This is a genomic window from Enterobacter sp. 296B2, assembly GCF_034106185.1.
Taxonomy (GTDB): Bacteria; Pseudomonadota; Gammaproteobacteria; order Enterobacterales; family Enterobacteriaceae; genus Enterobacter; species Enterobacter cloacae_N.
Genome location: NZ_JAWNCA010000004.1, coordinates 73,808 through 95,703, shown reverse-complemented (window position 1 = coordinate 95,703; position 21,896 = coordinate 73,808). Strand labels below are relative to the sequence as shown.

Below are 21,896 nucleotides of genomic sequence, written 5' to 3'. Positions count from 1 at the left end.
GAGAGGGCCGGGGTGAGGGGTAGGGTTTCATCAAACCGCACTACGCTTGTACATCCTCCTCGGGTGCCCAATCTTGCCGTACAGCATCTCCACCGTCAGAAAACCCGCCTCCACGCAGTGTTCCAGATAGCGTCGGGTGGTGGTTTTACTTAACCCCGTTTCGCTCACCACTTCATCTACCGAAAAGCAGTGGGTAGCCTTGTCGTTAAACAGCGCCTGCACCCGCGCCAGCGTATTTTCCTCAATGCCTTTGCTGCCGTTGTCCAGACGGTAGTTTTTCGCCTGTAGCTGATACAGAGAATCGACGTTTTGCTGGTCGACAATCTTCCAGACCCGCTGCTGTTCGGCAAACTGCACAAACCGCTCCAGCGACTGGCTGAGCCGCTTCCAGGAGACCGGCTTGAGGATATAGTCGAACGCGCCGTTGCGAATCGCCTGGCTGCAGGTGTCCATATCGCTGGCGGCGGTGATGAAAATCACCGAGCAGTTGGCGCGGGCCAGCATCGGGTTGCTGATAAGGGTGATGCCTTTGCCGTCCGGCAGATAGTTATCAAGCAGCATCAACTGCGGCTGTTTACTCTCAAGCTGAACCTGCGCATCGGCCAGCGACGAGGCAATCCCGACCAGCCTCAGGCGCGGATGTTTGCTTATCAGCTCCGCGTGCAGCTGTGCCAGTTCGTTCTCGTCTTCAACAATCAGTACGTCGATAAGTTCATGTTGCATAGTCGGTATCTTCCAGTTGCCGGGCGGTTCCCATGGCCGGGATAAACAGTGAGAAAATGGCACCGTGCGGCGTGTTATCGGCAACTTCTATTGTGCCACCAGCCTGCGTCACGTAGCTTTCGATCAGATACAGGCCAATCCCGTGATCGCCGCGCGTTTTGGTGGTGATGCCGCGTTCAAAGATTCGGTCACGGATCGCCGGTGTAATGCCAACGCCCTGGTCGGCGACTTCAATAATCAGCTCTTGTTCGCTGAGTTTTATCAGTACCTCCACCGGTGCATGGGGAAGCGGCGACCGCTGCGTCGCTTCGATGGCGTTATCCAGCAGGTTGCCAATAATCGAAATCAGCTCTTGTTCCCCCAGCGGCAGGAACGGTTTGTCCAGCCGACAGGCCGGGTCGAAACTCAGCTCGACGCCTTTCTCCCGCGCGCGGGCGGCTTTGCCCAGCAGCAGGCCGCACAGGGTGGGGGAGCTGAAGCGCGAAGAGATAAAGTCCAGCAGCTCCTGAGCATGCTCCGACTGCGCCTGAATGTAGCCAATCGCCTCTTCATAGCGGCCCATATGCAGCAGGCCGGACAGGGTGGTCATCCGGTTTAACTGCTCATGACGCATGATGCGCAGGTTATCGACGTAGCGTTTCACCTGGCTGAGCTGGGCGCTTAGCGAGTCGATCTCGTTGCGATCGCGGAAGGTGATCACCCAGCCCTGCAGCGATCCTTCAAGCATGATGTGTACCCGGCTGGCAATGACCGTGAGATCGTTAAAGCGGCAAATCTCATCATGGGTATCTTTCGCCAGCATCGTCTGCGTGTCGAAGAACGGGACCGGATCGATCACCTGGCTTATCAGCTGCCCGCGCAGCTCGCGCGCTGGCTGGCTCAGGCCCAGCAGCTTGCGCGCCGCCTGGTTGATCACCTCTATCCGCCGTTCGTTATCAATAGCGATCACGCCTTCGTAGATGGATTCCATCAGCGCCTTCTGCTGGCGCACCAGCAGACCGATCTCGCGCGGCTCCAGGGAGAAGATCTGCTTCTTAATGCTGCGGGTAAAGAACCAGGAGAAGATAAAGAGAGCGATCAGCAGCAGCACGGCAGCAATGAGGATATTGACCACTTTACTGACGGTAATGGTATCCAGGTAGCTGGTGAGATAGCCTACCGAGACAATGCCAACCACCTGCCCGGCGTCGTTGAAGATGGGGGCTTTACTGCGCAACGAAATGCCCAGCCCGCCTTTACGAATGGTTGTCGTGCTCTTCCCCTGCAGCACGGCTTCATTGTCGCCGCCAACCAGCGTCGTGCCCACCCTGTCGGCAAAAACGGAATGAAAAAGATGCCGTCCCGTATTATCGCCAATGACAATAAAGCTGGCGTCGCTGTGGGCAGCAATTTTCTGCATAAAATCATGGATAGCGTTGATATCTTTTTGTTCAACTTCATTGCGCAATGACGGAATAAGTGCAATCTCTTCTGCCTGTATTTTAGCGCGCGCGCTCATTTCCTGATAAAGCTGCTTTCCTACATCGGCATAATAATATCCGCCCAGCAGCGCAAAAAGCACTGAGAAAAAGGCAACCAGCGAAATAAACAGCTTAATCTGGAAAGAGACTTTCATAACTATCACGCAAGGTGGCGGCAAAGATCGTCAATATATCATCTTTTTTCATGCGGATGCCTGCTTTACGGGAAACTTGTGATCCCTTGCACAGCAGGGGGTGTAAATGATTTATCCTGAAGGTTTATGTACTTCATGCCGCTAAGTTAAATGTTATTTGCTTGTTCAATTCAGAAAAGAAACCATAAAAACCACGCTAATAAATAAGGCATAAATCACATTAAATAAAAGAAACCATTAAAACCATAGCTGCCATTAAAACTTCGCTTTTAATATGCCATCCCTCACATAAAGTAAGCCTTTGTGACTCTAAGCTGAACGGACAAAATAACTAAGGGGCTTATTATGAGCACAACTGACGATTCCTTCTCTGTTACCCACGACCCGATTGAAATTCAGCGGCCTTCGCTCAAGGAGCGCTGGTGGCATATTATGGATACCTGGAAAATTGGGATTATTCCTCTGCCGCTGTTCGTTCTGGCGGGCGCGCTGATTGCGATCGACTGCCTGGGCGGAAAACTGCCGAGCGACATCGTGGTGATGGTGGCAACGCTGGCCTTCTTCGGCTTTGCCTGCGGCGAGTTTGGCAAACGCCTGCCGATTGTCGGCAAGCTCGGTGCGGCGGCGATTTGCGCCACTTTCATCCCTTCCGCGCTGGTCTATTACGGCCTGCTGCCAGACGTGGTGGTCGAGTCCACCACCAGGTTCTACAAATCCACCAACATTCTCTATCTCTACATCTGCTGCATTATCGTCGGCAGCATCATGAGCATGAACCGCACGGTGCTGATTCAGGGCTTCCTGCGCATCTTCTTCCCGATGCTGTGCGGCGAGATCGTCGGCATGCTGGTGGGGATGGGCGTGGGCCTGGCGCTGGGCCTTGAGCCGTTCCAGATCTTCTTCTTTATCATTCTGCCGATTATGGCGGGCGGCGTCGGGGAAGGGGCGATCCCGCTCTCCATCGGCTACGCCACCCTGCTGCACATGGACCAGGGCGTGGCGCTCGGCCGCGTGCTGCCGATGGTCATGCTCGGCGGTCTGACGGCAATCATTATCTCCGGCTGCCTGAACCAGCTCGGTAAGCGCTATCCGCACCTGACCGGTGAAGGCCAGCTGATGCCTAACCGCGCGAATGCCGATGCCACCGTCTCTCAGCCTGCGTTTTCCGGCAAAGCGGACGTCACTACCATCGCCTCCGGCGCGCTGCTGGCGGTGCTGCTGTACATGCTGGGCATGCTCGGCCACAAGCTGATTGGCCTGCCAGCCCCGGTCGGCATGCTGTTTATGGCGGTACTGGTGAAGCTCTGCAACGGCGCCTCTCCGCGCCTGCTGGAAGGCTCTCAGGTGGTGTACAAATTCTTCCAGACCTCGGTGACCTACCCAATCCTCTTCGCCGTCGGCGTGGCCATCACCCCGTGGCATGAGCTGGTGGCGGCGTTCACCGTCAGCAACCTGCTGGTGATCGTCAGCACCGTCTCCGCGCTGGTGGCGACCGGCTTCTTCGTCGGCAAAAAGATTGGTATGCACCCGATTGATGTCGCCATCGTCTCCTGCTGCCAGAGCGGCCAGGGCGGTACCGGCGACGTGGCGATCCTGACCGCAGGCAACCGCATGAGCCTGATGCCCTTCGCCCAGATTGCTACCCGTATCGGCGGGGCGATTAACGTCTCTATCTCACTGCTGATTCTGGGCAACTTCCTCGTTTAAGTTTTCAGGAAAGAACAATGAAACTCGCAAGCTTTTTATACCAGGGAAAACGCAGCTACGGCATCGTCCAGGCCGACGGCGTGATTGATTTAGGTCGCCGTCTCGGCGACCGCTACAGCGACCTTAAGGCGCTGTTGCAGGGCAACGGGCTGGCGCAGGCCACCCGCTACCTGAACGACGCCGTGGACGTGCCGCTGAGCGCCATCACCTTCTTACCGGTAATCGTGCAGCCGGAAAAAATCCTCTGCGTGGGCATGAACTACGCCGACAAGCGCAAGGAGTTTGACCAGCATAACCCGGCCCCGACGCTGTTTGTCCGCTTCCCGGATTCACAGACCGGCCACAACGAGCCGGTGCTGAAGCCGCGCCATTCCAGCGAATTCGACTACGAAGGCGAGCTGGCGGTGATCATCGGCAAAGGCGGGGAGAACATCAGCCGCGACGACGCCCTGCGCCACGTGGCGGGCTACAGCTGTTACATGGACGGCTCCGCCCGCGACTGGCAGCACACCTGGTTTACCGCCGGTAAAAACTGGCGTCAGACCGGCGCGTTTGGCCCGTGGATGGCGACGGCGGACGAGATCCCGGATCCGCACAGTCTTGCAATTCGCACCTGGCTGAACGGCCGCATGGTGCAGGAGGACAACACCAGCAGCATGATCCACAAGGTGGCAGAGCTGATCGAGTACATCAGTACTTTCACCCGCCTCAGCCCGGGCGATGTGATCATCACCGGCTCCCCTGGCGGCGTGGGTAAAAAGCGTAACCCGCCGCTGTTTATGAAAGAGGGCGATCGCATTGAGGTGGAGATCGAGCATATCGGTCATCTGAGCAACGTGATTGTGGAAGCGCCAGCCGTCGGGCTTGCGGCAGCACATTAACTAAGGCGGCAGCATGCACTCGCGACCCATCGATTTTCGCCACACCGTTGTGGCGAAACACCCGGAACGCTTAAGCCAGATCCGCTACCTGCTGGCAGACAGCGGCCTTGGCCTGGACAACGACATCACGCTGTTCGTCGAAGCCTGGTCCGGCGCGCAGCTGGTGGGTTGCGCAGGGCTTGCCGCCAACGTCATCAAATGCGTGGCGGTCAACGAGCAGCTTCGCGGCGAGAACCTCAGCGCGCGGCTGCTGGCAGAGGTGGAAAATGCGGCGCTGGAGCGCGGCCATTTCCACCTCTTCCTCTGCACCCGTCCGTGCAACCGTGAGCGCTTTGCCCGCAGTGGCTTCTGGCCGATTGCCCAAAGCGGGAACAACGCGGTGCTGATGGAGAACACCCCGCAGGGGATCGAACGCTACTGCCGTTCCCTGCGCGCAAAGCGCAGGTGCGGGGAGAACATTGGCGCGATAGTGATGAACGCCAATCCGTTCACCCTCGGCCACCGCCATCTGGTGGAGCAGGCGGCGGGGCAGTGCGATGCCCTGCACCTGTTCGTGGTGCGTGAAGACGCCTCGTTCTTCCCGTTCAGCGCGCGCCTCGAGATGGTGCGGGCGGGCGTGGCGCATCTGCCGAACGTGGTGGTCCATGAAGGCTCGCAGTACATCATCTCCCGAGCCACCTTCCCGGCCTACTTCCTGAAGGAGACCGGCAAAGTGCAGCAGGCGTGGAGTGAGATCGACGTGCTGATCTTCCGGGACTTCATCGCCCCGGCGCTCGGCATCACGCACCGCTTCATCGGCTCGGAGCCGTTCTGCGATATCACCCGCCAGTACAACCAGACGCTGCACGACCTGCTGGCCTCGCATATCGACGTGGTGGAAATGCCGCGCATCAAGGCCACCGGCAACGCCATTTCGGCGTCTGAAGTGCGCCGCTTACTGAAGACACAGCAGTTTTCCCGGATCCGGGAGATTGTCCCGGACTCCACCTTCGCGCATCTCGAAACGCATTACCGTGCGAGTGCGGAAGTCGCTTAACTACCAGGAATTTATCATGAAAATTGTAAGGGAGGCGCTGGCCGGAACGCAGGAGTCCAGCGACCTGATGGTGAAAATCGCTCCCGCTCACGGCGAGCTGGAGATAGTCATCCACAGTGAAGTGATTAAGCAGTTCGGTGAGCAAATTCGCCAGGTGGTCAACGACACGTTGCGCGCCATGAACGTGCACCAGGGATTAATCATTATTGAAGACAAAGGGGCGCTGGACTGCGTGATCCGCGCCCGCCTGCAGAGCGCGCTGATGCGCGCTGCCGACGAGCAGGTCATCAACTGGGGGGCGCTGAAATGAGCAAACTCCGCCGCAGCATGCTGTTCCTGCCGGGAGCCAACGCCGCCATGCTCTCCACCGCCTTTATCTACCGCCCCGACTCCATCATGTTTGACCTTGAGGATGCCGTGGCCCTGCGCGAGAAGGACACCGCGCGCATGCTGGTATTCCACGCCCTGCAGCACCCGATGTATCAGGATATCGAAACCGTGGTGCGCATTAACCCGCTCAGCACGCCGTTTGGCCTGCTGGATCTGGAGGCCGCCGTGCGCGCGGGCGTGGACGTGATCCGCCTGCCGAAAACTGACACCCCGGACGATATCTACGAGCTGGAAGGCCATCTTGAGCGCATTGAGCGGGAGTGCGGCCGCGAGGTTGGCTCCACCCGAGTGATGGCGGCGATTGAATCGGCCATTGGCGTCATCAACGCCGTGGCGATTGCCCGTAGCTCTCCGCGCTTAATCGGCATCGCGCTGGCCGCCTTTGACTACGTGATGGACATGCAGACCGAGCGAGGCGACGGCACCGAACTGTTCTACGCCCGCTGCGCTGTGCTGCACGCCGCCCGCGCCGCGGGCATCGACGCCTTCGACGTGGTGTGGTCAGACGTTAACGACGAGGCCGGGTTCCTGCGCGAGGTCGATCTGATCCGCAAGATGGGCTTTAACGGCAAATCGCTGATTAACCCGCGCCAGATTGATCTGCTGCACAACGCCTATGCCCCGACGCAGGAAGAGGTGGATCACGCCAGAAGGGTGATTGAGGCGGCAGAAGAGGGCGAGCGTAACGGCCTGGGCGTGGTGTCGCTCAACGGCAAAATGGTGGATGCACCGATTATTAACCACGCGCAGGTGGTGCTGGAGCGCGCGGCGGCCTCCGGCGTGCGTCGGTAAGGATGAGAAAATGAATCAGACAGAACTTCTCCACGTGAATTTCCCCCATTTGCGGGACTTAAAACCCTTTGATACCGCCCACAGCGCTACGCCCTGGCTGGCGGACAGCGACGTGAAGCACGGCCGCAAGCTTTGCGCCTCCATTGAAGAGGCGGTTAAGCGCAGCGGCCTGCAGGACGGGATGACCATCTCCTTCCACCACGCGTTTCGCGAAGGCGACCGGGTGATCAACACCGTCGTGGCGCTGCTGGCGCGAATGGGCTTTAAAAAACTGACGCTGGCCTCCAGCTCCCTGATGACCTGCAACGACGCGCTGATCGAGCATATCGAAAGCGGCGTCATCACCCGAATTTACACCTCAGGCATGCGCGGCAGGCTGGCGGACGCCATCTCCCACGGGCTGATGGACGAGCCGGTGCAGATTCACTCCCACGGCGGGCGCGTGAAGCTGCTCCAGGACGGCGAGCTGAATATCGACGTGGCGTTTCTCGGCGTGCCGTGCAGCGATGAGTTTGGCAACGCCAACGGGACGCACGGCAAATCGTGCTGCGGCTCGCTGGGCTACGCGATGGTGGACGCGCACTTTGCCCACAGGGTGGTACTGCTCACCGAAGAACTGGTGCCGTTCCCCAATATGCCTGCCAGCCTGGTGCAGGACCAGGTGGACTACATCGTGCAGGTAGAGAGCGTGGGCGACCCGGCGAAAATCAGCGTCGGCGCGGCTCGCGTCACCAGCAACCCGCGCGAGCTGATGATCGCCCGCTATGCGGCGGACGTGATTGAACACTCCGGCTACTTCAAACTGGGCTTCTCGATGCAGACCGGCTCCGGCGCGGCGGCGACCGCCTGCACCCGCTTTATGGAAGAGAAGATGGAACGCAGCGGCGTGAAGGCGCGCTTTGCGCTCGGCGGCATCACCGGCAGCCTGGTGGATCTGCACGAGAAGGGGCTCATTGAAAAGCTGCTCGATACCCAGTGCTTTGACGGCCAGGCGGCGGCCTCGCTGGCGCGCAACCCGAACCACGTGGAGATCTCCACCAACGTCTACGCCAACCCCGGCAGCAAGGCGGCAAGCTGCGACCAGCTCGACGTGGTGATCCTCAGTGCCCTCGAAATTGACGTCGATTTCAACGTTAACGTCATCACCGGCTCCGACGGGGTGATGCGCGGCGCGTCTGGCGGGCACTGCGACGTGGCCGCCGCGGCGAACCTGACCATCGTCGTCGCGCCGCTGCTGCGCAGCCGCATTCCGACGGTCGTGAAGCGGGTCACCACGCGCCTCACGCCGGGTGAGAGCATCGACGTGCTGGTCACCGATCACGGTATTGCGGTCAACCCGGCGCGCCCGGAGATCCGCGAGCGGCTGCTGGACGCCGGGCTGAAGGTTGTGGACATCAGCGCGCTCTACGAGCGGGCGATTTCCCTGACCGGCGTACCGAAACCGATTGAGTTTACCGACAAAATCGTCGGGGTGATCCGCTACCGCGACGGCAGCGTGATCGACACTGTTCGACAGGTAAAGGAGTGAATATGACCATTGCGACACCCGTGCGGACGGGTGTCAGCCTGGACGAACTGCTGGCGGCGAAAGAGCGCCGCGCAGCCCGTCAGGCTGACTGGCTCACGCACTATCAACAGCCGGTGATTTCCCTCACGCTGGTCACGCCAGGGGAAATCAAAGACAGCCTGCGCTATCGCAATACCATGGGCGTGGCGCTGCAGATGTGCGACCAGCTGCTGTGGGAGAACCGCTGGCAGGTGCTGGACCGCCAGGTACTGTGGCTCCCGACCGGGCCTGAGGCTATCTGGTGCGTGGCCCATCCGGCGACGGAAATCAAAGCGCACTGTGCGGAGCTGGAGCAGATGCACCCGCTCGGCAGGCTGTGGGATCTGGACGTGATCTGTCCTCAGCACGGCCACGTCGGGCGTCAGTCGCTGGGGGCAAATCTCAGGCGCTGCCTCATCTGCGACGAGCCCGCCCACGCCTGCTCTCGTTCGCGCAATCACCCCGTTGAGCAGGTGGTTTCCCGCGTGGAGAAGATGATAGATGACTGGTTTGCTCGCGACTAAACCGCGCCCGGCTGACGTGCCCGCGCTTGCCGAAGCGGCGCTGTGGCAGGAGCTGGAGCTAACGCCCAAGCCGGGGCTGGTGGACAAGCTCAATAACGGCTCCCATCGCGATATGGACCACGCGCTGTTCGTCCGCAGCATTGCGGCGATTGCGCCGTGGTTTTCTCGTTTTACCGAGCTGGGCAACTCGCATGCGGATAAACCTGCTGGCGAGCAGCTACGGATCCTCCGCCCGATGGGGATGGCCTGCGAGCAGGCGATGTATGCTGCGACGAACGGAGTAAACACCCACAAGGGCGGGATTTTTGCCCTGGGTTTACTGTGCTTCGCCGCCGGACGTGTGAAAAATATCTCGGCAGACAGCCTCTGCTGTGAGGTAAGTAACATCTGCCGTGGGCTGGTGTCGCGGGAGCTGGCCGCGCGCAGCGGACGGGCGACGGCGGGAGAGCGGCAGTTTCAGCAGTACGGCTTAACCGGCGCGCGCGGTGAGGCCGAAAGCGGCTTTGCAACGGCGCGTAGGGCGCTGGCGCAGTGGAACGGACAGTCGCTTCACGGCCTGCTGTTACGCCTGATGGCGATAAATCAGGACAGCAACCTCGTTTCGCGCGGCGGCATTGAGGGGCTGCGCTACGTTCAGGGCTATGCGCGGGAACTGCTGGCAAACGGCTGGGATCGCGAGGCGTTGCTTAAGATGGATAAGGCATTGATTGAACGCAATCTGAGCCCGGGCGGCAGCGCGGATTTGCTGTCGGTGGGGTGGGTGTTGTCTGCAATAAAATAGCCGGGTGGCGGCTTCGCCTTACCCGGCCTACGGTCTGGTTTTGCAGGCCCGGTAAGCGAAGCCGCCACCGGGCACAACAATCAATGCGCGATCGGCTGCGCACCGTGCGGTTCACGTACGTGCTTGTACTTGAACAGCGCGATGAACGCGAAGAACAGCACCAGCGAGTACGCGGCGAAGATCAGCCACACAGGCTGCCAGTCGGTGATGCCGTTGGTGGTGTACATCTCCACCACTTTACCGCTCACTACGCCGCCCAGAATACAGCCGAAGCCGTTGGTCATCATCAGGAACATGCCCTGCGCGCTGGCGCGGATTTCAGGCTTCACCTCTTTTTCCACAAACACCGAACCGGAGATGTTGAAGAAGTCGAAGGCGCATCCGTAAACAATCATCGACAGCACCAGCAGTACGGTGCCGAACGCGCTAGGGTCACCGTAGGCGAACAGGCCGAAGCGCAGCATCCACGCGGCGATACTGATCAGCATGACGTTTTTGATGCCGTAGCGGCTCAGGAAGAACGGGATGGTCAGGATGAACAGCGTCTCGGAGATCTGCGAGATGGACATCATTACCGACGCGTGCTCGACGATAAAGCTCCCGGCAAACATAGGATCGTTATCGAAGCTGTGCAGGAAGGTGTTGCCGAACATGTTGGTGATTTGCAGCTCTGCGCCCAGCAGCATGGAGAAGATAAAGAAGATCGCCATGCGTTTGTTTTTGAACAGCGCGAACGCGTCCAGACCGAGCATGGTGCTCCAGCTCTGGTTTTTTTGCTGGTTAGAAACCGGAATGGTTGGCAGCGTCAGGGTGAAGATCGCCAGCAGCACGGAGAGCGCTGCACCGATGTAGAGCTGCATATGGCTCAGTTCAAAGCCCGCGAAGCTCACGCCCCACATCGCCATGATAAAGCCGATGGTGCCCCAGATGCGGATAGGCGGGAAATCGGTGACGATATCCAGGCCGGCAGATTTCAGGCGGTAGTAGGAGATGGTGTTGATCAGCCCAAGCGTTGGCATATAGGCCAGCGAGTTAAGCAGGATCACCATAAACATCGCCCCCGGCGTGGTCACTTCGGCCGCCATAAACAGCGTCCCCGCACCCACCAGATGGCAAAGCATGTACAGCCACTTCGCGCTTAACCATTTATCCGCCACGATACCGAGCAGCGTTGGCATAAAGACAGCCGCAATACCCAGCGAGCTGTATACGGCACCGATTGACGCACCGTCGAACTTGAGCGTCACAAACATATAGGAGCCGAGTGTAGTCAGCCAGCTACCCCACAGGCAGAACTGCAGAAACGACAATATTTTAAGCTGCAGCTTAAGGTTCATGTTACTTTCCTCACAAGTGAGCGGGAGATATGTTGTTTTTGGAACATTCAGGGTTGTTATTTGATGCAATTCTATCAGTTGGCAACGATATGTTTTGTTACCTCCCGCAAAAAAATGCAATCCACATTAATTTGCAGTTTGGATTGTGATGCAAATAACGTTTTCGTATGGGTGGGATGGGTGCGGTTTATTCCCCTCACCCTAACCCTCTCCCCAAAGGGGAGAGGGTGTTCAAGTTACCTCTCCCCGTTGGGGAGTGGGTTAGGGTGAGGGGGAGTTTCTAGCGGCGACGATAGTTATTATGCGCCGTATTCACCTTATACAGATAGCGGCGGGATTCCGCAGACGGGTGGCGAGTGGTGAGGGTTGAGTAGACATCCCCCGGTGCCATGCTGTTGATGATGTTTGCGGCCTGCACTTTGTCGTTCGAGAAGACGCGCAGCACGCTGCCCGCGCCGCCGTTGTAGGCTGTAATCACCGCATAGCGACGCGACGTCGGGTTATCGATGCCGCCAAGGTAAACATTGTTCAGCATCGCCAGGTAGGCGGTCCCGGTATCAATGTTGCTCTGCGGGTCGAACAGGTAGCTGCGGCTCGGCGTGCCGGATTTCCCCTGCGAGCGGAAGACGTCTTTACCGGCGCTGTGCTGCACAACCTGCATCAGCCCCAGCGCGTCCGAACGGCTCACCGCGTACGGGTTAAACGAGGATTCGGTCTGCATAATCGCCAGGATCAGCGACTCATCCACGCCGTACTTACGCGATGCCTGACGCACCATGCCAAGGTACTTGTGCGCACGCTTGTCGAGGTGGTTCGGGACAAGGTTGATGGTGACGCTGTAGATGATCTTCAGGCCGTTAGAGCGGCTCTTCAGGCGCGTCTGCAGCAGGTAGTCGGCAAATTTCGTGGCGCGGCCTTCCCAGCGGATCGGCTGTCCGGTCTGGTCAACTACCTGACCGTACAGGAACGGCTCTTTTGAGATGGTGATGTCGTCGGCATCGGAGTAGAGATCGATAGATCCCGGATCGTCACCCATCAGCAGGGTTTTGACGATCGCCTGACGCAGCCGTGCCGCAGGGTCGGTGCCTGCGATGGTTTCAATGGTGATCGTACCCTCATCAAAGTTGATGTGGCTACGGGTCAGATAGGCGTCGGTGTACTTAACGTAGTCCTTCGGTCCGGCAATAAGAACTTCGTTAAATCCCCATATATTCTCGATGTTGTGGGCAAACTGCCCCATCAAAATGTCAAAACCGTTGGTGTCCTTGACCCAGGCTTCGTTGTAATCATCGCCTTTTTTGGACGAACACGAGACCAGCAACGGCGCAACAAGGGCTAGCGCTAAAAGTTTTTTCATCATTCCGGGAGTGCGTGTTGTGTTTGCTTTAACGGCGGGGTTTACCCGCACGCTGTTATTTTTCCGGCGGCGTATAGCCTTCGATGTGCACGTCTTTACCTTCGAACAGGAAGCTCACCATCTCCTGCTCCAGCAGCTTGCGGTGCTCCGGGTTCATCATGCTGAGCTTTTTCTCGTTGATCAGCATGGTCTGCTTTTTCTGCCACTGTCCCCAGGCTTCTTTGGAGATCTCGTTAAAGATGCGCTTGCCCAGATCCCCCGGATAAAGCTGGAAATCCTGGCCTTCAGCGTCGCGCTGCAGGAAAGTACAAAAAATCGTTCTGGCCATACGTATTCCTCTTTTTTAGCCGTTGCTAAACCATTGCACCGGCACGTAATTGCTGTAACAGGCGCTCCACGGGAGCCGCCAGCCCGACTGATGGCGGTTGCGCTAAGTTATACCAGAGAGCGGTGCCTTCATCCATGCACGAGGTGAATGAGGACACGGGAAGCCACATCGGGACAATATCCAGATGGAAATGGCTGAAGGTATGGCGAAACGCGGTCAGCTGCGTCAGGTTATCGGCAGCAATCCCGCGCTTTTGAAGCCACTCACGCAGCAAGTCTTCATTTTCAAACTGTGGGAAGCAGTATAGACCACCCCACAGACCGCTCGGCGGACGCTGGGCAAGGAACACGTCGTCGCCGTGCTGCATCAGCAGCATATAGCCCGTGCGCTCCGGCAGCGTCTGTTTGGGTTTCTTACCCGGATACTGCGCCCATGAATGGTTGGCGTAGGCCACGCAGAGGTTGTTTACCGGGCAGAGTTCACACTTAGGTTTTGAACGCGTGCAGACCATTGCGCCGAGATCCATCATCGCCTGGTTGAAACGCTCGACGCCGTTGGCCGGGGTGACCGTTTCACTTATTTCCCAAAGACGTTTCTCAACGTCCTTCTTCCCCGGCCAGCCGTCGACGGCGTAGCAGCGGGCCAGCACGCGCTTCACGTTGCCGTCGAGGATCGGGAAATGCTTGCCTAAAGACAGGGAGAGAATGGCGCCCGCGGTTGAACGCCCGACGCCGGGTAAGTTCGCCACCTCGTCGAAGGTTTCCGGGAATTTGCCGTTGTGGCGCGTCGCGACCTGCTGTGCGGCCTTGTGCAGGTTACGCGCACGGGCGTAGTAGCCAAGACCGGTCCACAGGTGCAGCACCTCGTCCAGCGGGGCGTTGGCCAGATCGGTCACCGTCGGGAAGCGCGCCATAAAACGCTCGAAGTAAGGGATCACCGTGGTGACCTGCGTTTGTTGCAACATCACCTCGGAGAGCCATACTTTGTACGGCGTTTTTTCAATTTGCCAGGGCAGGGTTTTACGCCCGTATTTGTCGTACCAGTCCAGCACCTGGGCTGAAAATTGAGAGGCTTGCATGGTCATCGATTCGCATAATCAGGGACGCAGATTGCAGCACAGCGTCAATCTGCTGTAAACCGGATCTTTCCCATGCTTGCATAGAAGCCTTAACTTTGGATAATGCCCGTTTCCCGAACATTCTCACAAGCAGACAACTCTTTTATGAAAAACGACGTCATTTCACCGGAATTTGATGAAAACGGTCGCCCGCTGCGCCGTATTCGCAGCTTTGTCCGTCGTCAGGGCCGCCTGACAAAAGGTCAGCAACACGCGCTGGACAACTACTGGCCGGTGATGGGCGTTGAGTTCAGCGAGCAGCCTCTGGACTTTGCCGAGCTGTTTGGTCGCGACGCGCCCGTCACGCTGGAGATCGGCTTTGGGATGGGCGCCTCGCTGGTGACCATGGCGAAGGCGCGTCCTGAGCAGAACTTCCTCGGTATTGAGGTGCACTCTCCGGGCGTGGGCGCCTGTCTCGCAACCGCCCATGAAGAGGGCGTTGAGAACCTGCGCGTCATGTGTCACGACGCGGTGGAAGTGCTGCATAAAATGATTCCTGACAATTCTTTAACCATGGTTCAGCTCTTTTTCCCTGACCCGTGGCACAAAGCACGTCATAATAAACGCCGTATCGTTCAGGCACCGTTTGCTGAGCTGGTAAAAAGCAAGCTCAAACTGGGCGGTGTCTTCCATATGGCGACCGACTGGGAACCTTATGCGGAACATATGCTGGAAGTGATGTCATCGCTGGATGGGTATAAAAACCAGTCTGCGAGCAGCGACTATGTACCGCGTCCGGACTCGCGTCCGGTAACGAAATTTGAACAGCGTGGCCATCGTCTTGGTCACGGTGTATGGGACTTAATGTTCGAGAGGGTGAAATAATGGCAAAGAATCGTAGCCGTCGTCTGCGTAAAAAAATGCACATCGAAGAATTCCAGGAAGTGGGCTTCTCCGTTGCGTGGCGTTTCCCGGAAGGCACCAGTGTAGAACAGATCGATCAGGACGTTGACGCGTTCATCAATGACGTGATTGAGCCAAACAAGCTGGCCTTCGACGGTAGCGGTTACCTGGCATGGGAAGGTCTGATCTGCACCCAGGAAGTGGGTAAATGCACCGAAGAACATCAGGCGCTGGTACGTAAATGGCTTGAGGACCACAAGCTGGAAGATGTTCGCATCAGCGAACTTTTCGACGTTTGGTGGGACTAATAAAGCAGTAAGGGGCCAGCATTAGCTGGCCCATTTTGTCTGAGGGAGTGTTTAAGATGCGCAAAACGTTGCTGGCTGTTGCTTTGATGGCAACCGGATTCACCGCCCATGCGGATTATCAATGTAGCGTCACCCCGCGTGATGACGTGGTGTTAAGCCCGCAAACCGTGCAGGTCAAAGGCGAAAACGGCAACCTGGTGATTACGCCGGAAGGGAACGTCACCTTTAACGGCAAACAGTACACCCTGACTGCCGCACAGCGCGAGCAGGCGAAAGACTACCAGGCCGATTTGCGTACCGCGCTGCCGTGGATTAATGAAGGCGCGCTGACGCGCGTAGAGAAAAGCCGCGTCGCGCTGGATAAAATCATCACCAAAGAGGTGGGGGAGAGCAGCAACATGCGCACCCGCCTGACGAAGCTCGATAAGCAGCTTAAAGAGCAGATGAACCGCATTATCGAGACGCGCACCGACGGTCTGACGTTCCACTACAAGGCGATCGATCAGGTCCGCGCTGACGGGCAGCAGCTGGTGAATCAGGCGATGGGCGGCATCCTGCAGGACAGCATCAATGAGATGGGGGCGAAAGCCGTGCTGAAAGGCGGCGGTAACCCGCTGCAGGGCGTGCTGGGCAGCCTGGGCGGTTTGCAGACCTCGATTCAGAACGAGTGGAAGAACCAGGAAGATGATTTCCAGCAGTTCGGCAAAGACGTGTGTAAACGCGTGGTGTCGCTGGAAGACAGCCGGAAGGCGCTGGTGGGGACGCTGAAGTAATTTACTTCACCCCTCACCCTAACCCTCTCCCCAAAGGGGCGAGGGGATGGTTTGCTCCCTCTCCCTTTCAGGGAGAGGGCCGGGGTGAGGGTTGCAGCATTTGCAGTGTTTCAAGGATCTTTTCTAACACCGCCTCTTCGTTATCCCAGAGTTCGTTGTCCCAGAAACGAATGACGTACCAGCCCTTTCGATTTAGCCAGAGCGTCCTCTGACCATTGTATTCCTGATTCTCATCATGTTGCCCGCCATCCAGCTCAACAGCGAGACGAGCCGCGCAGCAGGCGAAATCCAGAATGTAATTACCTACCGGATGCTGTCGACGAAATTTATAATTTTCGAAACGGCGGCTGCGCAGTAGATACCAAAGCCGCCTTTCTTCTTTTGTCAGCTCACGTCTGAGCTGTTTTGCATAAGAACGAGTAATTTCCATCCCCACACTCTGCCAGCCTTTCCCTCAGCTGGCAGAACGGGATGCAAAATCCTGAATCAGCCTTCAGGAATCTTCGGTGAGGAACAGCTCAAGAAGGGAGTTTAAGAACAGTTTGCCGTGTTCGGTGATCTGCCAGTATTCCTCGCTCTCGGTGAGATACCCCTGCGCCAGCGCCTCGTCGATCTGCGGGCGGATCACCGACTCCGGCAGCCCGGTGTACAGCACAAACTCCGCGCGCGGGGCGGCTTCCAGCAGACGGAAGCGGTTCATAAAGAACTCAAACGGCTTATCCGCCGCCTCAACGTCGTGCTGACGCTCCAGGTAGCGGCCTTCCATATATCCGCGCGGGTGGCGGGTTTTAGCCGTGCGCAGAATACGTCCGTCCGGGAAGGTCACCTTGCCGTGCGCGCCGCAGCCAATCCCCAGATAGTCGCCGAAGCGCCAGTAGTTCAGGTTGTGCTGGCACTGGTAGCCCGGCTTCGCGTACGCGGACGTTTCGTACTGCTGATAGCCCGCAGCGGTCAGAAGCCTGTGACCCTGCTCGAAGATATCCCACAGCGCGTCGTCGTCCGGCAGCACCGGCGGGCGCGAGCCAAACAGGGTGTTGGGCTCGATGGTGAGCTGGTACCACGACAGATGCGGCGGGTTCAGTTCGATCGCCTGGCGCAGGTCGTCCAGCGCCTCTTCCAGAGACTGATCCGGCAGGCCATGCATCAAATCGAGGTTAAAACTGCGAAGATTAAGCCCGGTCGCCAGGTTTGCCGCGCGCTTTGCCTCTTCCGGGCCGTGAATGCGCCCCAGACGTTTTAGCTTTGGTTCGCTAAAGCTCTGCACGCCGATGGAGATGCGGTTCACGCCCGCGCGCTGATAGTCGACAAAACGGTCGGCTTCAACGGTGCCGGGGTTGGCTTCCATCGTAATTTCCGCATCAGCCGCCAGGTTCAGACGCGCACGCACGCCGTCCAGCAGCGTCTGCATCGCCGGGCCTGACAGCAGGCTCGGCGTACCGCCACCAATGAAAATGGTCTTAACTTCACGTCCCTGTGCGTAAGGTACATCGGCGTCCAGGTCGGCCAGCAGATGCGCAACGTAGTCATCGTGCGGCACTTCGCCCTTCAGCGCGTGCGAGTTGAAATCGCAGTACGGGCATTTCTGCACGCACCACGGGATGTGAATATAAAGACTCAGAGGCGGCAAATTAGCCATTACGCAGTGCTTCCAGTAACAGTTTCAGCGCGCGTCCACGGTGGGATATCGCGCTTTTCTCTTCGCGGGTCAGTTCCGCGGCGGTTTTGCCCTCGGTCGGGACAAAGAAAATCGGGTCGTAGCCAAAGCCGCCGTTGCCAGCCGCTTCACGGGTAATCACGCCCGGCCAGCTGCCGTGGCAGACAATAGGCGTCGGGTCTTCCGCGTGGCGCATATAGACCAGTACGCAGTGGAACTGCGCGGTGCGCTGTTCGTCCGGTACGTCTTTCAGGGCGACAAGCAGCTTTTCCAGATTCTGCTGGTCGGTGGCGTCCACGCCGGAATAGCGTGCGGAGTAAATTCCCGGCGCGCCGCCGAGGAAATCGACGGCCAGACCGGAGTCGTCGGCAATCGCGGGCAGGCCGGTGACCTGCGCGGCATGGCGCGCTTTCAGGATCGCGTTTTCGATAAACGTCAGCCCCGTCTCTTCGGCGGACTCCACGCCCAGCTCGGTCTGAGCCACTACGTCCAGCCCAAAATCATTTAATAGCGAGGCCAGCTCGCGCACTTTACCGGCATTACCGGTCGCGAGAACAACTTTCTGCATGGTTTAGTCCTGTTCTGTCAGAGCCGCGACTTCCGTCGGGATAGATTGCGGATTAAGGATTTTTACCTGTTTATGTCGCCCAAGTTCACCTTTTTCAATGATGACCTGGCTTTTGGCGACGCGAAACTGTTTTGCCAGATATTTGGTCAGATGCGCGTTCGCCTGGCCGTCAACCGGCGGGGCGGTGATGGCGACCTTTAACTCGTCGCCATGGAGCCCGACAATACTGTCACGGCTGGCTTTCGGCTGAATATACAGCCGCAAAACCAGCCCGTCAGCGCAGGTGCTTACTGCACTCATAGCGCCATCCACAGCCCCGGCAGCAGCATGTCGCCCGTAGACTGAAGCAGCTCGGCGATACCCATGTTGATCACATAGAGCAGCAGAACCAGAATCATCGGGGAGAAGTCGATGCCGCCCATAGACGGAAGCAGGTTGCGGATCGGACGCAGCAGCGGCTCGGCCAGCTGAATCAAGGCGTACTCTACCGGGCTACGGCCTTGGCTCACCCAGCTCATGATCGCCATAACCAACAGCACCCAGAAGATCAGCAGACCGACGGTTTTGATCAGAATCAGGACGGCGGCAATCCAGATAATCGGCTGGAAGGTGATGACCATAAACAGCACGATGGCTTTGATCACGCTCAGAATAAACGCCACCAGCAGCGAAGCGCTATCGATGGGCCCCATTGCCGGGATAATACGGCGCAGCGGTCCGACGACAGGTTGCGTAATTTTCACGACAAACTGGGAGAACGGATTGTAAAAGTCACAGCGGGCCCACTGCATCCAGACGCGTAGCAAAAGCGCCATCGTATACAGCTCAATGACCGTTGAGAGCAGGAAAGTCAACGTCTTCATGGCGTTCCTCAGGTTTCCTTATTATTTGGTGTAGTCGCGCGCACCGAAAACGGCTGTGCCGATGCGCACCATAGTGCTGCCTGCCGCGATGGCGGCTTCCATATCATCCGACATGCCCAGTGAAAGCGTGTCTACCGTTTCATAGCGCGCTTTAAGCGCCTCAAATGCTACAGCCATTTGCTGTGCCACGGCAAACTGCCTTTCATAACTTGACTCAGGCGCCGGAATTGCCATCAGCCCGCGCAGGGTTAAACGAGGCAGGGCGGCCACCTCTGCGACCAGCGCATCCAGCTCGCTCAGGGCGATGCCGGACTTGCTGTTTTCATCACTTATGTTGATCTGAATCAGCACGTTAAGCGCAGGCATCTCTGCCGGGCGCTGGTCGCTCAGGCGTGTGGCAATACGCAGACGGTCAACGGTATGGCACCAGTCGAAGTGCTCAGCCACCAGACGGCTCTTGTTCGACTGCAGTGGGCCAATAAAGTGCCACTGCAGATCAGAAGTACCCTGCTCCTGGAAGTAGCGAATTTTATCCACGCCTTCCTGCACGTAGTTTTCGCCAAACGCCCGCTGGCCTGCCGCAATGGCTTCTGCGATGGCGCTCGCAGGCTTTGTTTTGCTGACTGCAAGTAGCGTAATTTCTTCTGAAGCACGGCCGCAACGCGTTGCTGCGGCTGAGATTTTGTCCCGAACCTGTGCCAGGTTATGCGCAATGTCGTTCATTTTCCGAGGAGTAGTCTATGGATGTGGAAGAAATTGTGGCCCTTAGTGTAAAGCATAACGTCTCCGATCTACACCTGTGCAGTGATTCGCCACCCCGCTGGCGCAGATTAGGCCGCCTTGAACCGGCGCCGTTTCCGCCGCCTGATGTCGGGGCGTTGTTGAAAGCGTGGCTCAACGACGAGCAGCAGGGAACCTGGTGGGCAAACGGGCAGGTCGATTTTGCCGTGACGGTGGCGGAAGACCAGCGTCTGCGCGGGAGCGCGTTTAAGCAGATGAAGGGGATATCCGTCACCCTGCGGCTGTTGCCGCGCACCTGTCCGCAGCTTTCCGCGCTGGGTGTGCCACGGGCCATTCCCGAACTCTTGTCCAGCGACAACGGGTTGGTTCTGGTAACGGGAGCGACCGGCAGCGGCAAATCCACCACGCTGGCCGCAATGGTCGATTTTCTCAACCGCCATACTGACGGCCACATCCTCACGCTCGAAGATCCGGTGGAGTTTATGTACCAGAGTGAACGTTGCCTGATTCAGCAGCGGGAGATAGGCCAGCACAGTCCATCATTTGCGGAGGCGCTGCGCAGTGCATTACGCGAGGACCCGGACGTTATTTTACTGGGTGAGCTGCGCGACAGCGAAACAATCCGCCTGGCGCTGACGGCGGCGGAGACCGGGCATCTGGTGCTGGCGACGCTCCACACTCGCGGGGCATCGCAGGCAATTGAACGGCTGGTCGATACGTTCCCGGCGCAGGAGAAAGATCCGGTGCGTAACCAGCTGGCTGGCAGCCTGCGGGCGGTGCTGGCGCAAAAGCTGCTCCCCGATCTGCAGGGCGGGCGCGTCGCGTTGTATGAACTGCTGGTGAACACCGCAGCGGCGGCCAATCTTATTCGTGAAGGAAAAACGTGGCAGCTGCCCGGCATTATTCAAACCGGCCAGCAGGCAGGAATGCAGAACTTTGACCAGAGCCTGGCGGAGAGACGGGCACAGGGGCGGCTGTAGCCCCCTTCGTTTAAAAGCCCTGTTCGAAATAGCTTTCGAGGATGATGACGGCTGAAGCGGAGTCCACGCTGCCCTTGTTGAGCGCCCGGAAGCCACCGTGCTCAAACAGGCCTGCACGCGCTTCGACGGTGCTGAGACGCTCGTCGTGAAGCTTCACGGAGACGCCAAAGCGGCCATGGATTTTATTAGCGAACTTACGCGCCCGGGCGGTCAGCGGCTGTTCCGTGCCGTCCATGTTCAGCGGCAGCCCAACGATAACGTCATCCGGCTGCCACTCTTTGAGCAGACGTTCGATAAGATTCCAGTCTGGCGTGCCGTCGTTGGCCTTCAGGGCCGTGAGCGGACGCGCGGTACCGGTGATGCGCTGACCCACGGCAACGCCAATGCTTTTGGTGCCAAAATCGAAGGCCAGAAGTGTTCCGCTCATCAGGCGTGCCCCGCTACGCCTGGCATGGTCAGAATATCAATGCCAATCAGCTTTGCCGCGTCACGCCAGCGATCGGCTATCGGGGTTTTAAACAGAATATTCATGTCCGCAGGTGCGGTAAGCCAGGCGTTATCGAGGATCTCTTGCTCAAGCTGGCCTTTTTCCCACGACGAATAGCCCAGCGCCACCAGCACCTCAGAAGGCTGCTCTGCGGTACCCAGCGTTTCAAGTACGTCGCGCGAGGTCGTGATCACGGTGTTGTCGGAGATGCGAATGCTGGACGAGAAAACCGGCGGGGTATGCAGAATAAAGCCGCGATCTTCTGCAAGGGGTCCACCCAGCATCACCGGTTTATCAAGCCGAATTTCCGGCAGGCGCTCTTCAGCCGAGATTTTCAGCTTGTCCAGAATTCCTTCAACCTGCAGGTTTTCCAGCGGCTTGTTGATAATAATCCCCATCGCACCGTCTTCGTTGTATTCGCAAATATAAACCACGGCGCGGCGGAAAATCGGATCCTGGAGAGCAGGCATGGCAATAAGAAAGTGATGCTGTAAATTCATTGTCAGAGGTACTGTTTCCTGGTTTAAAAAGCGACAGCGCCCAGT

26 protein-coding genes are annotated in these 21,896 nt (G+C 58.2%); 12 read left to right on the top strand and 14 right to left on the bottom strand.

Annotation, left to right across the window (positions count from 1 at the left end; genetic code table 11):
* Nucleotides 1-30: 30 nt before the first annotated feature.
* A complete protein-coding gene (locus URZ40_RS04450) occupies nt 31-723 on the bottom strand; it encodes a response regulator (RefSeq protein ID WP_163329660.1) in 693 nt (230 codons plus the stop codon).
* Complete coding sequence (locus tag URZ40_RS04445; RefSeq protein ID WP_166712333.1) at nt 713-2,338, bottom strand: sensor histidine kinase; 1,626 nt, start codon at nt 2,336-2,338, stop codon at nt 713-715. The genes URZ40_RS04450 and URZ40_RS04445 overlap by 11 nt, the downstream gene beginning before the upstream one ends.
* A 345-nt stretch (nt 2,339-2,683) precedes the next feature.
* On the opposite strand from URZ40_RS04445, the gene URZ40_RS04440 reads away from it, so the two are divergent.
* From URZ40_RS04440 to citG, 8 genes are read left to right on the top strand one after another with little or no spacing between them, the layout of a single operon-like run.
* Entirely contained in the window at nt 2,684-4,045 is a 1,362-nt protein-coding gene (locus URZ40_RS04440) for a 2-hydroxycarboxylate transporter family protein (protein WP_116341990.1), read from the top strand.
* 17 nt (nt 4,046-4,062) lie between these two features.
* Nucleotides 4,063-4,926 (top strand): fumarylacetoacetate hydrolase family protein, encoded by an 864-nt coding sequence (locus tag URZ40_RS04435; RefSeq protein WP_041908312.1) that lies wholly within the window; start codon nt 4,063-4,065, stop codon nt 4,924-4,926.
* A 13-nt stretch (nt 4,927-4,939) separates the two neighbouring features.
* Entirely contained in the window at nt 4,940-5,962 is a 1,023-nt protein-coding gene (gene citC, locus URZ40_RS04430) for a [citrate (pro-3S)-lyase] ligase (RefSeq protein WP_163329657.1), read from the top strand.
* Nucleotides 5,963-5,978: 16 nt separating this feature from the next.
* Complete coding sequence (gene citD / locus URZ40_RS04425; protein ID WP_116341984.1) at nt 5,979-6,272, top strand: citrate lyase acyl carrier protein; 294 nt, start codon at nt 5,979-5,981, stop codon at nt 6,270-6,272.
* On the top strand, nt 6,269-7,144 hold the full coding sequence (gene citE, locus URZ40_RS04420; RefSeq protein ID WP_029740740.1) for a citrate (pro-3S)-lyase subunit beta: 876 nt from the start codon (nt 6,269-6,271) through the stop codon (nt 7,142-7,144). Before citD ends, citE begins: the two co-directional genes overlap by 4 nt.
* Nucleotides 7,145-7,154: 10 nt before the next feature.
* Complete coding sequence (gene citF / locus URZ40_RS04415; RefSeq protein WP_320719855.1) at nt 7,155-8,672, top strand: citrate lyase subunit alpha; 1,518 nt, start codon at nt 7,155-7,157, stop codon at nt 8,670-8,672.
* 2 nt (nt 8,673-8,674) lie between these two features.
* Nucleotides 8,675-9,214, top strand: coding sequence for a citrate lyase holo-[acyl-carrier protein] synthase (citX, locus tag URZ40_RS04410; RefSeq protein WP_116341978.1), 540 nt, complete (start codon nt 8,675-8,677; stop codon nt 9,212-9,214).
* The gene (gene citG, locus URZ40_RS04405) at nt 9,192-9,995 is read left to right on the top strand and encodes a triphosphoribosyl-dephospho-CoA synthase CitG (protein WP_320719854.1); all 804 of its coding nucleotides are present in this window, start codon (nt 9,192-9,194) and stop codon (nt 9,993-9,995) included. Before citX ends, citG begins: the two co-directional genes overlap by 23 nt.
* An 80-nt stretch (nt 9,996-10,075) precedes the next feature.
* Here the strand turns inward: citG and URZ40_RS04400 are convergent, their stop codons facing one another.
* The 4 genes from URZ40_RS04400 to mutY form a co-directional block, all read right to left on the bottom strand.
* On the bottom strand, nt 10,076-11,332 hold the full coding sequence (locus URZ40_RS04400) for a nucleoside permease (RefSeq protein ID WP_320719852.1): 1,257 nt from the start codon (nt 11,330-11,332) through the stop codon (nt 10,076-10,078).
* Nucleotides 11,333-11,612: 280 nt separating this feature from the next.
* Nucleotides 11,613-12,689, bottom strand: coding sequence for a membrane-bound lytic murein transglycosylase MltC (gene mltC, locus URZ40_RS04395; protein ID WP_320719947.1), 1,077 nt, complete (start codon nt 12,687-12,689; stop codon nt 11,613-11,615).
* A 55-nt stretch (nt 12,690-12,744) separates the two neighbouring features.
* Nucleotides 12,745-13,017 (bottom strand): oxidative damage protection protein, encoded by a 273-nt coding sequence (locus URZ40_RS04390; protein WP_320719850.1) that lies wholly within the window; start codon nt 13,015-13,017, stop codon nt 12,745-12,747.
* A 25-nt stretch (nt 13,018-13,042) separates the two neighbouring features.
* Nucleotides 13,043-14,095, bottom strand: a complete 1,053-nt coding sequence (mutY, locus tag URZ40_RS04385) for an A/G-specific adenine glycosylase (protein ID WP_320719849.1) — start codon at nt 14,093-14,095, stop codon at nt 13,043-13,045.
* A gap of 144 nt (nt 14,096-14,239) precedes the next feature.
* On the opposite strand from mutY, the gene trmB reads away from it, so the two are divergent.
* The 3 genes from trmB to URZ40_RS04370 are packed head-to-tail and all read left to right on the top strand — an operon-like array spanning nt 14,240 to nt 16,058.
* Entirely contained in the window at nt 14,240-14,959 is a 720-nt protein-coding gene (gene trmB, locus URZ40_RS04380; RefSeq protein ID WP_233002828.1) for a tRNA (guanosine(46)-N7)-methyltransferase TrmB, read from the top strand.
* A complete protein-coding gene (locus URZ40_RS04375; RefSeq protein WP_010435485.1) occupies nt 14,959-15,285 on the top strand; it encodes a YggL family protein in 327 nt (108 codons plus the stop codon). Before trmB ends, URZ40_RS04375 begins: the two co-directional genes overlap by 1 nt.
* 56 nt (nt 15,286-15,341) lie before the next feature.
* Entirely contained in the window at nt 15,342-16,058 is a 717-nt protein-coding gene (locus URZ40_RS04370) for a DUF2884 domain-containing protein (RefSeq protein ID WP_116341968.1), read from the top strand.
* Nucleotides 16,059-16,125: 67 nt separating this feature from the next.
* Here URZ40_RS04370 and URZ40_RS04365 read toward each other — a convergent pair whose 3' ends face one another.
* From URZ40_RS04365 to URZ40_RS04340, 6 genes are all read right to left on the bottom strand, one after another.
* The gene (locus URZ40_RS04365; protein WP_320719846.1) at nt 16,126-16,488 is read right to left on the bottom strand and encodes an endonuclease domain-containing protein; all 363 of its coding nucleotides are present in this window, start codon (nt 16,486-16,488) and stop codon (nt 16,126-16,128) included.
* 63 nt (nt 16,489-16,551) lie between these two features.
* On the bottom strand, nt 16,552-17,694 hold the full coding sequence (hemW, locus tag URZ40_RS04360) for a radical SAM family heme chaperone HemW (RefSeq protein WP_320719844.1): 1,143 nt from the start codon (nt 17,692-17,694) through the stop codon (nt 16,552-16,554).
* Nucleotides 17,687-18,280, bottom strand: a complete 594-nt coding sequence (locus URZ40_RS04355) for an XTP/dITP diphosphatase (protein WP_010435473.1) — start codon at nt 18,278-18,280, stop codon at nt 17,687-17,689. The genes hemW and URZ40_RS04355 overlap by 8 nt, the downstream gene beginning before the upstream one ends.
* 3 nt (nt 18,281-18,283) lie before the next feature.
* The gene (yggU, locus tag URZ40_RS04350; RefSeq protein ID WP_014885193.1) at nt 18,284-18,580 is read right to left on the bottom strand and encodes a DUF167 family protein YggU; all 297 of its coding nucleotides are present in this window, start codon (nt 18,578-18,580) and stop codon (nt 18,284-18,286) included.
* The gene (locus URZ40_RS04345; protein WP_116341962.1) at nt 18,577-19,143 is read right to left on the bottom strand and encodes a YggT family protein; all 567 of its coding nucleotides are present in this window, start codon (nt 19,141-19,143) and stop codon (nt 18,577-18,579) included. The genes yggU and URZ40_RS04345 overlap by 4 nt, the downstream gene beginning before the upstream one ends.
* Before the next feature lie 21 nt (nt 19,144-19,164).
* Nucleotides 19,165-19,866, bottom strand: a complete 702-nt coding sequence (locus URZ40_RS04340) for a YggS family pyridoxal phosphate-dependent enzyme (protein WP_320719843.1) — start codon at nt 19,864-19,866, stop codon at nt 19,165-19,167.
* 17 nt (nt 19,867-19,883) lie between these two features.
* Here URZ40_RS04340 and URZ40_RS04335 point away from each other — a divergent pair, with 17 nt between their 5' ends.
* Nucleotides 19,884-20,864: a type IV pilus twitching motility protein PilT gene (locus URZ40_RS04335; RefSeq protein ID WP_316379959.1), complete on the top strand. Its 981-nt coding sequence runs from the start codon at nt 19,884-19,886 to the stop codon at nt 20,862-20,864.
* 10 nt (nt 20,865-20,874) lie between these two features.
* Here URZ40_RS04335 and ruvX read toward each other — a convergent pair whose 3' ends face one another.
* Both ruvX and URZ40_RS04325 read right to left on the bottom strand, forming a co-directional pair.
* The gene (gene ruvX / locus URZ40_RS04330; protein ID WP_021242076.1) at nt 20,875-21,291 is read right to left on the bottom strand and encodes a Holliday junction resolvase RuvX; all 417 of its coding nucleotides are present in this window, start codon (nt 21,289-21,291) and stop codon (nt 20,875-20,877) included.
* Complete coding sequence (locus URZ40_RS04325) at nt 21,291-21,851, bottom strand: YqgE/AlgH family protein (protein ID WP_020883695.1); 561 nt, start codon at nt 21,849-21,851, stop codon at nt 21,291-21,293. Before URZ40_RS04325 ends, ruvX begins: the two co-directional genes overlap by 1 nt.
* Nucleotides 21,852-21,896: the final 45 nt, after the last annotated feature.